This window comes from Pseudomonas sp. 21LCFQ02, assembly GCF_024129895.2.
In the GTDB taxonomy this organism is placed as follows: domain Bacteria; phylum Pseudomonadota; class Gammaproteobacteria; order Pseudomonadales; family Pseudomonadaceae; genus Aquipseudomonas.
On the sequence record NZ_CM178749.1, the window covers coordinates 240,499 to 253,392 of the forward strand.

11 protein-coding genes are annotated in these 12,894 nt (G+C 61.4%); 5 read left to right on the plus strand and 6 right to left on the minus strand.

Going from position 1 to position 12,894, the window contains the following annotated elements; translation table 11 throughout:
* From NJC40_RS01115 to NJC40_RS01125, 3 genes are all read left to right on the plus strand, one after another.
* Positions 1-1,452, plus strand: coding sequence for a mannose-1-phosphate guanylyltransferase/mannose-6-phosphate isomerase (locus NJC40_RS01115; protein WP_045482980.1), 1,452 nt, complete (start codon positions 1-3; stop codon positions 1,450-1,452).
* A 111-nt stretch (positions 1,453-1,563) separates the two neighbouring features.
* A complete protein-coding gene (locus NJC40_RS01120; protein WP_253140537.1) occupies positions 1,564-2,025 on the plus strand; it encodes a multidrug transporter in 462 nt (153 codons plus the stop codon).
* A gap of 297 nt (positions 2,026-2,322) precedes the next feature.
* Positions 2,323-3,141 (plus strand): SDR family oxidoreductase, encoded by an 819-nt coding sequence (locus NJC40_RS01125; protein WP_253140538.1) that lies wholly within the window; start codon positions 2,323-2,325, stop codon positions 3,139-3,141.
* 147 nt (positions 3,142-3,288) lie between these two features.
* Here NJC40_RS01125 and NJC40_RS01130 read toward each other — a convergent pair whose 3' ends face one another.
* The 4 genes from NJC40_RS01130 to NJC40_RS01145 are packed head-to-tail and all read right to left on the minus strand — an operon-like array spanning position 3,289 to position 8,065.
* A complete protein-coding gene (locus NJC40_RS01130; RefSeq protein WP_045482989.1) occupies positions 3,289-4,146 on the minus strand; it encodes an efflux RND transporter periplasmic adaptor subunit in 858 nt (285 codons plus the stop codon).
* A 21-nt stretch (positions 4,147-4,167) separates the two neighbouring features.
* Positions 4,168-4,368, minus strand: coding sequence for a DUF1656 domain-containing protein (locus NJC40_RS01135; RefSeq protein ID WP_253140539.1), 201 nt, complete (start codon positions 4,366-4,368; stop codon positions 4,168-4,170).
* On the minus strand, positions 4,358-6,541 hold the full coding sequence (locus NJC40_RS01140; protein WP_253140540.1) for an FUSC family protein: 2,184 nt from the start codon (positions 6,539-6,541) through the stop codon (positions 4,358-4,360). The genes NJC40_RS01135 and NJC40_RS01140 overlap by 11 nt, the downstream gene beginning before the upstream one ends.
* Before the next feature lie 24 nt (positions 6,542-6,565).
* Complete coding sequence (locus tag NJC40_RS01145; RefSeq protein WP_253140541.1) at positions 6,566-8,065, minus strand: efflux transporter outer membrane subunit; 1,500 nt, start codon at positions 8,063-8,065, stop codon at positions 6,566-6,568.
* A gap of 200 nt (positions 8,066-8,265) precedes the next feature.
* Here NJC40_RS01145 and NJC40_RS01150 point away from each other — a divergent pair, with 200 nt between their 5' ends.
* On the plus strand, positions 8,266-9,204 hold the full coding sequence (locus tag NJC40_RS01150; protein WP_045482997.1) for a LysR family transcriptional regulator: 939 nt from the start codon (positions 8,266-8,268) through the stop codon (positions 9,202-9,204).
* Positions 9,205-9,371: 167 nt separating this feature from the next.
* Here the strand turns inward: NJC40_RS01150 and NJC40_RS01155 are convergent, their stop codons facing one another.
* A complete protein-coding gene (locus tag NJC40_RS01155; RefSeq protein ID WP_253140671.1) occupies positions 9,372-10,454 on the minus strand; it encodes an IS481 family transposase in 1,083 nt (360 codons plus the stop codon).
* A gap of 515 nt (positions 10,455-10,969) precedes the next feature.
* Here NJC40_RS01155 and NJC40_RS01160 point away from each other — a divergent pair.
* Positions 10,970-11,944, plus strand: a complete 975-nt coding sequence (locus NJC40_RS01160) for a 2-hydroxyacid dehydrogenase (protein WP_253140542.1) — start codon at positions 10,970-10,972, stop codon at positions 11,942-11,944.
* Here the strand turns inward: NJC40_RS01160 and NJC40_RS01165 are convergent, their stop codons facing one another.
* Positions 11,945-12,847: a DMT family transporter gene (locus tag NJC40_RS01165; protein ID WP_253111772.1), complete on the minus strand. Its 903-nt coding sequence runs from the start codon at positions 12,845-12,847 to the stop codon at positions 11,945-11,947. It abuts the gene before it with no gap.
* Between the last annotated feature and the right edge of the window lie 47 nt (positions 12,848-12,894).

The window sequence follows — 12,894 nt, forward strand, 5'->3', positions numbered from 1 at the left end:
ATGATTCCAGTAATCCTGTCAGGCGGTAGCGGTTCTCGACTCTGGCCACTGTCGCGCAAGCAATTTCCCAAGCAGTTCCTGGCATTGACCGGCGAACACACGCTGTTCCAGCAGACTCTGGAGCGCCTGGTGTTTGAGGGTATGGAAGAACCCATCGTCGTGTGCAACAAGGAACACCGCTTTATCGTCAACGAGCAACTCGCCGCACTGAACCTCGACACCCAGGCGATCATCATGGAGCCGTTCGGCCGCAACACGGCACCGGCCGTGGCGCTGACCGCCATGCTGATGGTCAATGAAGGCAACGACGACCTGATGCTGGTGCTGCCGGCCGACCACGTGATCGAAGATCAGAAAGCCCTGCAACGCGCCCTGGCGCTGGCTACCATTGCCGCCGAACGTGGCGAGATGGTGCTGTTCGGCGTGCCGGCGACCAAACCGGAAACCGGCTACGGCTACATCCGTTCCACTGGCGACTCACTGCTGCCCGAAGGCGTGCGCCGGGTACAGAGCTTCGTCGAGAAACCCGACGAAAAACGCGCCAAAGAGTTCGTCGAAGCCGGTGGCTACTACTGGAACAGCGGCATGTTCCTGTTCCGCGCCAGCCGCTACCTCGAAGAGCTTAAAAAGCATGATCCGGACATCTACGACACCTGCGTGCTGACCCTTGAGCGCAGCAAGCAGGACGCCGGCAGCATCGACATTGACGAAGCCACCTTCGCCTGCTGCCCGGACAACTCCATCGACTACGCGGTCATGGAAAAGACCCAGCGTGCCTGTGTGGTGCCGCTGAGTGCCGGCTGGAGCGATGTGGGTTGCTGGTCGTCGCTGTGGGAGGTGCACGAGAAGGACAACCAGGGCAACGTCACCAAGGGTGATGTGGTTCTGCAAGACAGCCGCAACTGCATGATCCATGGCAACGGCAAGCTGGTGTCGGTGATCGGCCTGGACAACATCGTGGTGGTGGAAACCAAAGACGCGATGATGATCGCCCACAAAGACAAGGTCCAGGGCGTCAAGCAGATGGTCAACACCCTCAACGAGCGTGGCCGCAGCGAAACCCAGAACCATCTGGAAGTCTATCGTCCATGGGGCTCCTACGACTCGGTGGACATGGGCGGGCGCTTCCAGGTCAAGCGTATCTCGGTCAAGCCGGGTGCCAGCCTGTCGCTGCAGATGCACCACCACCGCGCCGAGCACTGGATCGTGGTCTCGGGCACCGCCCAGGTGACCTGCGACGAGAACGTGTTCCTGCTGACCGAAAACCAGTCGACCTACATCCCGATCGCTTCGGTGCACCGCCTGAAAAACCCCGGCAAGATCCCGCTGGAAATCATCGAGGTGCAATCGGGCAGCTACCTGGGTGAGGACGATATCGAGCGCTTCGAGGATGTCTACGGGCGCACCGACTCCATCGAGTCGGGGGTCAAGACCCAGACCATCGCGCGCTGATTCAGCACCGCAACACCTGCAGCATCTGATAACGCCCTGCCTTTGTGCAGGGCGTTGTCGTTATGCCGGTGGTAGGATGACCCGCATCATCACGTGCGAGGACACTCTTCCATGCTGATCGGCATCTTATTGATCCTGACCTGGCTCATCTTGCTATTGCGCTATCCGGCCAAGGCTTTGCCGGTGTCGCTGGTGGCCGCCATGGCGCTGGGTATCGTGGCTGCCACGGTCATCTGGCAAGACAGCCGGGAAACCCGCCAGTTGGAGCGCCTCGACCTGCGTTTGAATCTGGCACAAAGCTGCCCGGCCGACCGGCCGTTGCAGGTGAGCATCACCAATACCAACAAGACGCCGCTGCGTGAGTTGCGCTGGCGAGTGGCGGCTTATGTGCCGGGCGACACGGTGAACCTGGTGGATAACACCTACAATTCGGCGCGTTATCGTGGGCCGGGTGAGTTGCAGGCTGGCGCTTCGTGGCAGGAGTGCTTGCCATTGCCGGCATTGCGCAGTGGCTATCGGGCGCAGAGCCTGGAGTTTCGGGCCGAGCATTTGCAGGGGAGTTTTTCCAACTAATTTGAGTGGGCCAGGTAGGAGCGGCTTTAGCCGCGAAGGCCGCGAACAGCTTGATGTCGGTGCAAGGATCGTTGCCGCAGTTGTCTGAACTGAGGGTTTCACCCCGACGCTTGCTCCTGGCTTGGGTCCGCCCTGCGGGCGAACTTCCCTCCGTCCGGCATCGATTCGGGGGGCCAGCGCCCAAGTCGCGATTCGCGTCGTCTGTGCCATCTCGGTTTGAAAAGCAAGAGCAGATCGGCAACGGCAACGGCAACGGCAACGGCAGACATTAAAAGCAGTATTTTATAAGGACTCTATATGCCCATTACTCTGATCACCGGTTGTTCCAGCGGCATTGGCCGTGCGTTGGCTGATGCGTTGCATGCCGCCGGTCATGAGGTTTGGGCCACGGCGCGCAAGGCTGAAGATGTCGCGGCGCTGGCCGCTGCGGGTTTCACTGCTGTGCAACTGGACGTCAACGATGCCACCGGGCTGGCGCAATTGGCTGCACGGCTGGAAACCCATGGGCTGGATGTGCTGATCAATAACGCCGGTTACGGTGCGATGGGGCCGTTGCTCGATGGCGGTGTCGAAGCGATGCAGCGTCAGTTTGAAACCAATGTCTTTGCGGTGGTCGGGGTGACCCGTGCACTATTCCCGGCATTGCGGCGCAATCGCGGCCTGGTGGTGAATATCGGCAGTGTCTCGGGTGTGCTGGTGACGCCGTTCGCCGGTGCCTATTGCGCTTCCAAGGCGGCGGTGCATGCGCTTAGCGAAGCGTTGCGTCTGGAGCTGGCGCCGTTCGGTATTCAGGTGATGGAAGTACAACCGGGCGCGATTGCTTCAAGCTTTGCGAAAAACGCCAGCCATGAGGCCGAGCAGTTACTTGATGAACAGTCGCCCTGGTGGCCGATCCGCGAAGGCATCCGCGCACGTGCACGCGCCTCTCAGGACAAGCCGACACCCGCTGAAGACTTCGCCCGTGGCGTGGTCGCCGCCCTGCAACGCCCTCGCCCGCCGCGCCTGTTACGGCTTGGAAATGGCTCGAAAGTCATGCCGCTGATGGCCTGGCTACTGCCTGGCAGCTTGCTTGGGTTTGCCTTGAAGAAGCGTTTTGGATTGGATCAGCGGTTGTAGCACGTGACGGGGGCGACAGTCATTGCTTCGAACAGCTTCGTGGGCAAGCCGACTCCCACCGGATGAGAGTCGTGCTTGCTAATCGCGTTACACACAAACTCTGTGGGAGGCTCTGCTGGCGAACAGCATTCAACGCCGATACGTGCATTACGGCCCCGCCTTGAGAATCACCGTACACGTCATCCCCGCCGCCAGCACAAAATCCTCCGGCCACGGATCAAGCCGGATGCGTACCGGCACCCGCTGGGCCAGGCGTACCCAGTTGAAGGTCGGGTTGACATCGGCCAGCAGCTCACGGCTTTGCGGGTTGTCGCGGTCGTAGATGCCGCGGGCGATGCTGTCGACCCGGCCGGTCAGGCGCTCGCCGCTCATCATCTCCAGTTCTGCCATATCGCCGACCTGCACATGGGGCAGTTTGGTTTCTTCGAAGTAGCCGTAAACCCAGAACGAATGCCGGTCGATCAGCGCCAGCTTGGCCTCGCCGGCATGGGCATAGTCGCCGCGATGCACGTTGAGGTTGGTGATGTAACCGTCCACTGAAGCGCGCACCTGGGTGCGTTGCAGGTTCAGCTCGGCGATTTCCAGACGGGCCTGGGCCTGCCGGTAATCGGCTTCGGCGCTCAAGGCCAGATGCCCTGTATCATCGCGGTTTTCGGCAGAGATCACCCGTGTATCCATGTCGGCGCGGCGCTTGGCATTGCTGGCGCGCATCTGCCAGGCGGCCTTGCGCGCAGCCACTTCGGCGCGGGCCTGCTTGACCGCCAGTTGGTAATAATCGGGGTCGATCTGCAGCAGCAGGTCGCCCTTTTTCACTGTTTGGTTATCGCGCACCGCAACATCAACTACTCGCCCGGAGACCTCCGGCGCCACATTGATGATGTCGGCCCGCACCCGGCCATCGCGGGTCCAGGGGGTCTGCATGTAATGCACCCACACCGCACGCCCCAGCGCAATCGCCACGGCCAGGATCAACAAGGTAGCGGCGACACCGAACAGCTTTTTCATCCCAGGTTCTCTCACCAGGCATCAATGATAGAGGCCCAGCGCCAGAGCGCCGAACACACAGACAAACAGGCTCAGGCGCAACAACGCCGGGTGCCAGAACAGGCGGTACAGGTCCAGGCTCGCCAGCAACCGGTCCAACAGCCAGGCAAACAGCATGGCCAGCACAAACAGCAAGCCCATCCCCGGCATGTACAGGTCGAACACAGCGATCTCACGCGGCATCTGGCCCCCCCGCAACAGGCAGTGGCTGACCGAACCCCGCCAGCGGCGATTGCGGATCGAGCAGGCAGGTGCGAATAAAGTGCAGATAACTCTCGACCCGGCGCAGTGGCGAGGTCTCGAAATGCGAGGCAAACGGCTCTTCGGTGTGCCTGACCCTGGCAATCGCCCGGTCCACGGCTGCCAGGCTGCGTCCCAGATTGCGTGCATCGGGCTGGATGAACAGACGGATCAGCGCACGGCCCATGACCCGGATCGACAGCCGCCACGAGCGATGTTGCGCATAGCTGGGATGGACCGGCAGCAGCGCCTGCTCGCGGCGCAGCTCGATGATCGCGTGGCCGATCTCCAGCACCACGAACATCCAGCGCAACAACTCGCGCTGCACCTGCGGCTTACCAGCGGCCAAGGCGTCAGCCTGGTGCATCACGTCGCGGGTCTGGCTTTCGAAGCTCGACCCCAGACGCTCGAGCGGCGCGCTGATGGCAAACACCACCTGGCGGCGCAGGTCGTCCTCCAGATGGCGCCACATCCAGCGACTGTTGGGCGGCAGGATCACTGCACCGGCCGCTGTGCAAACCAGCATGGCCACCAGCATGGCGAGGTAATCATTGATAAACGCCGACGGGTCGTAATGGGCCAGATTGCCCGGCAGTGAACCCATGCAGAAAAACAGCAACAGGCCCAGACCATAGCCGCTCCACTGCGCCCGTGAGGACAGAAAGGTCCCGACCACAAACACTGGCGCCAGCACCATGCATAGCAGCGCGAAACCGTCGATATGCGCAAAGACCACAAAGGTCTCGACAAAGCCGAGCAGCGCCGCCAGTGCCGTACCGCAGCCGATCTGCAGCGACAGACGCCAGGGGTTGGCGTTCATCGAGGACAGCGCCACGGTCACCGCCGCGACCACGATCATGGTCGCGCCACTGGGCCAGGCGGTCAGCACCCACCCGGCACTGAGCAGGCCGACCACCAGGCTGGCGCGAACCCCGGCGCCCCATGCCGCCATGGCGTTAGTGCGATTGACGAAGGGTTCTTGCCACTGTTCACGCACGTGGTTGTGGTCGGCCAGCGAGGCGTGGGTCTGCGCATAGTTGTGCAGGTCGCAGACCAGCCGGTACAGCAGTTCGAACGCCGTGTGAAAGTCCAGCCGCTCGGCTTCACTGGGGCTATCGGCCTCCAGTTCGCGGCGCATCTGCCGTACCCGTGGCGGCAGCTCTTGTTTCCAGTATTCCAGGCCAATCACCAGCCGCGCCGCCGCTTCCAGAGTCAGGGCATGGTCGGCGCAACTTTCCAGCAAACTCGCCAGGCTGAGCACGCCCGGTTCGATGCGTTTGAGCACCCTCGTCAGTTGCTGGCTGCGCAGGCGCTCCAGCAACTGATGCAGAGCATTGAAGCGCGTGGTGACGGCCATGAACTCGCTGTTAAGGCGGTTGATCCGGCCATTGCGCCGCCGCATGTACGGGTCTTCGAACAGGGTCACACTGCGCAGCCCTTCCAGGCCGATAGCCTCTGCAACGAAGCGCAGATTGCCGGCCTCGAAGGCGTCTGGCGGATGGCCCTCACGCAATCCGTCCACGGCAAACCGGGCAAAGCGGCCAAAGCGCTGGAACAGGCTGTTGCGCAGCGCGGCGCCAGCGCTCTGCGGCAGGATCGCAGCGCTGACCAGAGTGGAGCAGATGATGCCGAGAAAAATCTCCAGCACGCGCCAGACTGCCGCCATGAACGCGGCCTCCGGATGCGCCAGGCTCGGCAGGCCGATCAACGCGGCGGTGTAGCCGGCCAGTACGAAGGCGTAGGCGCGAAAGTTGCGAAAGCGCGCAGCCCCCGCCGCACACAGCCCCACCCACAAGGCCAGGCAACCGAGAAACGGCACTGAGTCCTGCCCGAATAGCGCCATGAGCAGCACCATCATGCCCGACCCCACCAGGGTGCCGAGCAGCCGATAGAAGCTCTTGGCAAACACCTGACCACTTTGCGGCTGCATGACCAGAACCACCGTGATTACCGCGATGCGCGGCTGCGGCAACTCCAGACGCAAGGCCAGCCAGTAAGTCAGATACACCGCCAGCAAGACCTTGGCGATATACACCCAGGTAACGCCGTCGCTGCGTAACCACACATCAAATTCCCGGCGCCAGGGCAAGGCAGCTTCGGGCACGCTAACGCTCATCAGGTCTATGTCCAGAGGTGATTTCTAGTTGTGGTTTGTCGCCAGGCCGGCAGGTATCTGCGGGGCCTTTAACTGCGGTTCGGCAGGAGAATCCTGGCCGGCCTGCAGGGCCCCACCCAAAGCGATCGACAAGTCTGCATAAGCGCTTAACCGCGCGGCCTCGACCTGTTGCTCAATACCCTGCAGGCGCCACAGGCGGGTCTGGCTGTGCAGCACACTCAGGTAGTCGACCAGCCCGCGCTGCCAGGCCAGGCGCGCCAGGGCGCACAGCTCATTGGCCTTGGCCACTGACTCGGCAGCCAGACGTTGTTGCTGCTCAAGGGAGTGACGCCGCACCAGTTGGTCAGCGATGCCTTGCAGGGCGCTGACCAGGGTCTGCCGGTAATGCGCCACCGCCAGGTCGTAAGCGGCGCTGGCCTGACCCAACTCGCCGCGCAGACGCCCGCCGTCGAAGATCGGCAGGCTGATGGCAGGGCCTGCGTTGTACGCCAGCTTACTGGCGGTCAAGAACTCCAGCATGCCGCCACCGGTGGCCATATAGCCGAGGCTGGCAGTCAAATCGACATTGGGATAGAAGCCCGCTTGCGCCACGGCGATGCCCCGCGCCTGGGCGGCGACCTGCCAGCGGCTGGCAACCACATCGGGGCGCTGACCCAGAAGTTGCGCAGGCACAGCAGTGGGCAATGGCAACGGCTGGTGGAGTGTCAGTAACGGCCGCTTGAGGCTCGCCGCGTGCTCCGGCCCAAGCCCGGCCAGCGCGGCCAGTTGGTGGCGGCTCAGCTCAATGGCTTCATGCACGCCGTCGATCTGCCGATGAGTCTCCGGCAACGATGCTTCGGCCTGGCTCACCTCCAGCTGGGTGCCGATACCGGCTTGCAGACGCTGCCGGGCCAGCTCGGCAATCTGCACCTGCTGGGCCAGCGTCGCCTCAAGAATGTCGAGCTGCGCATATTGCAAGGCCAACTGGATATAGGCGTGGATGACATTGCCCTGCAATTGCAGTTGCGCCTGACGCTGCTCGGCGGCGCGTTGCTGCGCGATATCCAGTGCCCGCTCGCTGGCGTTACGCTCACGCCCCCAGAGATCAAGATCCAGGCTCAGGTTCAGGCCGGCATTGTTGTCCCAAGTGTGGGAGTCAGCCAGATTGCCAGGGCCATAAAAGCCATCCTCGGGCCAGCCTCTACGGGCCAGGCGGCCACCGCTAGTGAGCTGCGCAGCCTCACGTGACTGGGCAACACCGGCCATGGCCTGAGCCTCGCGAACCCGCGCAGTTGCCGCTTGCAGGCTCGGGCTGCCACGGCTGGCGCGTGCGATCCAGGTGTCTAACTGCGGGTCGCCATAGGCACGCCACCACTGCGTCGCCGGCCAGTGGGCGTCACGGTTGGCCAGGTCAATGGCCAGTTCGGCGGTGGGTAGCAGGTCGGTGTGCGGCTGGATGCCTTGGGTGGAAATGCAGCCGTTGAGTAACACGGATACTGCCAGGACATTGAACGTTTCAAGCGCTCTGATGAGGCAACGCGGCAAGGCTGCAAATTCCCGGAGAAATAACGCGACTGTCTGAATGACGGCGATTCTAGGGCGGGCTCAGGAAAGCGATAAGCAGGGTAAAAAGGGAATCTTTGTTACCGAAACGGAAATAATCGCCAAAGGAGGATGGACAGAGGCTGGTTACTTCGTGTCACAATTTGCTACAACCGTGATTGACGTTGCTTCCGAGAAGTTCCATGGACACCCTGCAAAACATGCGCGCCTTCAGTTGTGTGGCGCAAGCGGGCAGCTTTACTGCGGCCGCTGCACAACTGGACACTACCACTGCGAATATTTCCCGTGCGGTCTCCAATCTCGAAGCGCACCTGCAGACCCGCCTGCTGAATCGCACCACGCGGCGCATCGCGTTGACCGAAGCCGGCAAGCGCTACCTGCAACGCTGCGAGCAGATTCTGGCGTATGTCGAGCAAGCCGAAGCCGAGGCCAGTGACGCCCATGCGCGACCGGCCGGGTTGCTCAAGGTGCATTCGATGCCTGGTATTGGCCAGCACTACGTGATCGACGCCATCGCCCGCTACCGCAGTGACCATCAGGATGTGGCGTTTGACCTGACCCTGACCAATCGGGTGCCGGATCTGCTGGAAGATGGCTACGACGTGTCGATCGTGCTGGCCAGTGAATTGCCGGATTCGGGCTTTGTATCGCAGCGTCTGGGCATCACTTACAGCATCGTCTGTGCCTCACCTGCTTACATCAGGGCGCGGGGCATGGCGCATAAGCCCGCAGACTTGCTGGGGCATGACTGCCTGCGGCTGGTGAGCCCGGTGTTTCCGCTGGACAAGTGGCCGTTTACCGGCCCGGATGGCCAGGAGATGGTCACGCTGAAGAGTTCACCGTTTCTGGTCAATTCGGCCGAAGCGATGAAGACCGCGATTGCCAGCGGCATGGGGGTGGGGATTCTGCCGATCTATTCAGCCATCGACGGCCTGCGTGACGGCACGCTGGTAAGGGTGTTGCCGCGCTATCGCTTCCAGGAGCTGAATCTGTATGCGGTGTATCCATCGCGGCAGTACCTGGATGCCAAGATCAAGACCTGGGTGGAGTATCTGCGCAGCACCTTGCCGGAGATTCTGGCGGCCGATGAGGCGGATTTGCAGGTGTATACGCTGGATTGAGGCTATGCGGTGCGCTGGCCGCTTTCACAGAGGCGGCGTGATGAGTACCTCTTGAGTACGACACAAATCCGGTGGGAGTGGCCGGCCGGCGCTCCGGTTGCCGACGAAAGCGCCGATGTACGGACCGGAGACATCGCTGACACATGTGCGGGGACATGGTTGACACATTATTGCTTGCTATCGGGCTGGTTGAAATCGATCGTTCTTAGTTTGTGATGGCAGAAGAACACATCGAAGTGCTCGGGCCCTTTCTTGCTCGGCCGCAGCGCCAAAGTATGACCCGACAGGGCATGGGCGATGCGGAACGAGCGCTTCTTGAAGCGGAACTGGCTGTCATAGGGCTTCACCAAAACATCCTCCGGGCCGTACTCAAACTCGCCGAGCTGCCTGGGGAACGCTCTCTGGCTGATGCGATAACGATGCATGGGCGTCTTGTAATTCAGAGCTTCATGCGGGCGCCGATGGTTGTAGATCTCCCGCCACTGATCAAACGCCTTCTGGGCCTCATTCAGGTTACGGAACGTGCAACCATTTAAGACTTCAGCCTTGAAACTTCGGTGAAAACGCTCGTTCTTACCGTTGGTTTGCGGGTGCCTGGGGCGGCTGAAACTAAGGTGAATGCCCAGTCGCACAAGCCAGATGCCAAGGGGCGTGAGCTCGCCGGGGTTGCGAGGCGCTCCCCAGGGTGCGCCATTGTCGACATTGATCTGCAACGGTATTCCATAGCGCCTAAATACCTCCGTCATGTGCTCTTGAACCAATGGTCCACGCTGATGCGCGCAAGCTTGAATCACCAGGTTGAAGCGCGAGTGATCGTCGATCATTGTCAACGGATGACAAACACCCTGACCTGTTTGGAAATATCCTTTGAAATCCATCTGCCACAGATCGTTGGGCGCTTCATGTTCGAAGCGTTTCCAAGGGGTGGCTGCGGCACTGGCCTCAGGTGTTATCAACCCATGCCGATGCAGAACATTGGTGACGGTGCTGGGCGAAATGCGCTGATCTAGCACGTGACTGATCTTGCGACCACCCCATGCCGGGTGAGCTTGGCGTAGCGCAATGACTTCCGCCTCAAGCCCGGGGGCCGTTTGCGTGGGGCTGGCAGCCGGTCTGCGGGACTTCTCCTTCAGGCCCTCGTCACCGTCTTGCTCAAAACGTCTGAGCCACTTGTAGCCCGTTTGCGGGCTGATGCCGTACTGGCGGCATAGCGCTCTGATGTTGGCGCTGGGCTGGCGCGCCAGGGTAATGAACTATTCTTTCAGGCTCATGGCGTCTCTCGTGTTCCAAGGCATGGTCGAAACATTCCGGCAAATGTGCTTGCCGAAAGTGTCAACCATGTCCCCGTACACGTGTCCACCATGTCTCCAGTCTATACAAAGCAGCAAAATGGGGGAAAACTGCTTGCTCCTGGTTTGGGTCCGCCCTGCGGGCGGACTTCCCTCTGTCCGGCGCCGATTCGGGGGCCGGCGCGATGGGCGTCCTGCCCAGCGCACCTGAAACCGACATCCATGTCGGTTTCTCCCCCAAATCGACGCCTACCCTCGGCCAGCACCCAAGTCGCGATTCGCGTCATCTGTGCCATCTCCGCTCGAAAAGCAAAAGCAACATCAACGGCACCAGCACAAGCCCTGAGGTTGTCGCAGCAGCTTGAGGTCCTCGATGTGTTTTGCCACTCATCGGTTGTACGACAAGAAAACGGCTGACCTGTGCGCGAGGGAATGTTAGCGTGCTACTCATTCATCCGCTCAAGAGTGAACGCACAATGAAAAAAACCGTACTCGCCTTCAGCCGTGTCAATCAGGAGATGGCCGAACGCCTGGCGCAGGACTTCAACGTGATTATTCCCGACCCGAAGAAGGGCGATATCAATGCGCAGTTCAACGAGGCATTGCCCGAGGTGCACGGGTTGATCGGTTCGGGGCGCAAGCTGGGGCGTGAGCAGCTGGCGACGGCTGAGCGTCTGGAAGTGGTGTCGAGCATTTCGGTGGGTTACGACAATTATGATGTCGAGTACCTCACTGAGCGCGGTATTGCGCTGACCAACACCCCGGACGTGTTGACCGAAAGTACCGCCGACCTTGGTTTTTCGCTGATCATGAGCAGCGCCCGCCGCGTTGCGGAGCTCGATGCCTACACCAAGGCCGGTAACTGGAAGCGCAGTATCGAGCCGCCGCATTTCGGCACTGATGTGTACGGGAAAACCTTGGGTATCGTCGGCATGGGCAACATCGGCGCAGCCATCGCCCGACGCGGTCGGCTGGGTTTCAACATGCCCATCCTGTACAGCGGCAACAGCCGCAAAAGCGCACTGGAGCAAGAGCTGGGCGCGCAGTTCCGCAGCCTGGATCAAGTGCTGGCCGAGGCTGATTTCGTCTGCCTGGTGGTGCCGTTAAGCGACAAGACTCATCACTTGATCGGCAAGCGTGAGCTGGGGTTGATGAAGAAAAGCGCCATTCTGGTGAATATCGCCCGTGGACCGGTCGTAGACGAGCCGGCGCTGATCGAAGCCTTGCACAACGGCACTATTCGCGGCGCAGGTCTGGACGTCTACGAGAAGGAGCCGCTGTCGGAGTCGCCGCTGTTCAAGCTCAGCAATGCGGTGACCCTGCCGCACATTGGCTCGGCCACCACCGAGACCCGCCAGGCCATGGCTGACCTGGCCTACCAGAATCTGCGCAGCGCCCTGCTCGGTGAACGGCCGCAGAATCTGGTCAATCCGCAGGTGTGGAAAGGCTGATCACGCCAGCTTGCCCGCCGCCGTGCCCGGCACGGCGCGCGGTTTGCTGAACACCAGCACGTTACCGGCCATCACCAGCACCAGCCCGAACAGCGCCGGCAGGGTCCACTGGTAGCCTTCGACAAACACCGAGATATTCAGCGCCACCACCGGAAACAGCACGGTGCAGTAGGCCGCGCGCTCCGGGCCCATGCGGCCGACCAGGGTCAGGTAAGTGGTGAAGGCAACCACCGAGCCTGGGATGACCAGATACAGCAGTGAGCCGACATAGCGTACGTTCCATTCGAAGTGCAATGGCACACCGCTGACCAGGCAATACAGGCTCAGCAGCAACGCGCCATAGAGCATGCCCCAGGCATTGGTCGTCAGCGGCTTGAAACCAGCCTTCTGCTGCAGGCTGGAGAGCATGTTGCCGGCCGAAAAACACAAGGTGCCCAGCAAGGCCAGGCCCAGGCCGATCAGGGTCTCGCGGCTGGCCGTATGCCCGACCAGCTCAGGCCAGAACAGACACGCCAGACCACTGAGGCCCAGCAGCGCGCCCAGCAGCACATTACGGGCAATGCGCTGGCCGAAGAACAGCCGTGCATTAAGCGCGTTCCACAGCGTGGAGGTGGAGAACACCACGGCAATCAGGCCGCTGGGGATCCACTGGCTGGCCGTGTAGAAGCACAGGAAGTTCAGGCAGAACAGACAAAGACCTTGAGCCATGCAAATGCCTTGTCCGCGACGGTTCAGTGGTTGCAAGCGGCCGCTGAGCAGCAAAAAGGCGAACAGCACCAGCGCGGCCAGTGCAAAGCGATAGGCGATCGACAGGGCAATTGCCACTTCGCCCAGTTGCAGCTTCAAGGCGATCCAGGTGGTGCCCCAGATCAGTACGGTGGCCAGATAAAGCGAGAGGTTCATGACGCAGACTCCTGAATGAGCCTTGAGTCTGCGTAGCGGCGAGCTGA

Coding starts and splice junctions, on each gene's coding strand:
- NJC40_RS01115 (WP_045482980.1), top strand. CDS start 1: ATGATTCCAGTAATCCTGTCAGGCGGTAGCGGTTCTCGACTCTGGCCA.
- NJC40_RS01120 (WP_253140537.1), top strand. CDS start 1,564: ATGCTGATCGGCATCTTATTGATCCTGACCTGGCTCATCTTGCTATTG.
- NJC40_RS01125 (WP_253140538.1), top strand. CDS start 2,323: ATGCCCATTACTCTGATCACCGGTTGTTCCAGCGGCATTGGCCGTGCG.
- NJC40_RS01130 (WP_045482989.1), bottom strand. CDS start 4,146: ATGAAAAAGCTGTTCGGTGTCGCCGCTACCTTGTTGATCCTGGCCGTG.
- NJC40_RS01135 (WP_253140539.1), bottom strand. CDS start 4,368: ATGCCGCGTGAGATCGCTGTGTTCGACCTGTACATGCCGGGGATGGGC.
- NJC40_RS01140 (WP_253140540.1), bottom strand. CDS start 6,541: ATGAGCGTTAGCGTGCCCGAAGCTGCCTTGCCCTGGCGCCGGGAATTT.
- NJC40_RS01150 (WP_045482997.1), top strand. CDS start 8,266: ATGGACACCCTGCAAAACATGCGCGCCTTCAGTTGTGTGGCGCAAGCG.
- NJC40_RS01160 (WP_253140542.1), top strand. CDS start 10,970: ATGAAAAAAACCGTACTCGCCTTCAGCCGTGTCAATCAGGAGATGGCC.
- NJC40_RS01165 (WP_253111772.1), bottom strand. CDS start 12,847: ATGAACCTCTCGCTTTATCTGGCCACCGTACTGATCTGGGGCACCACC.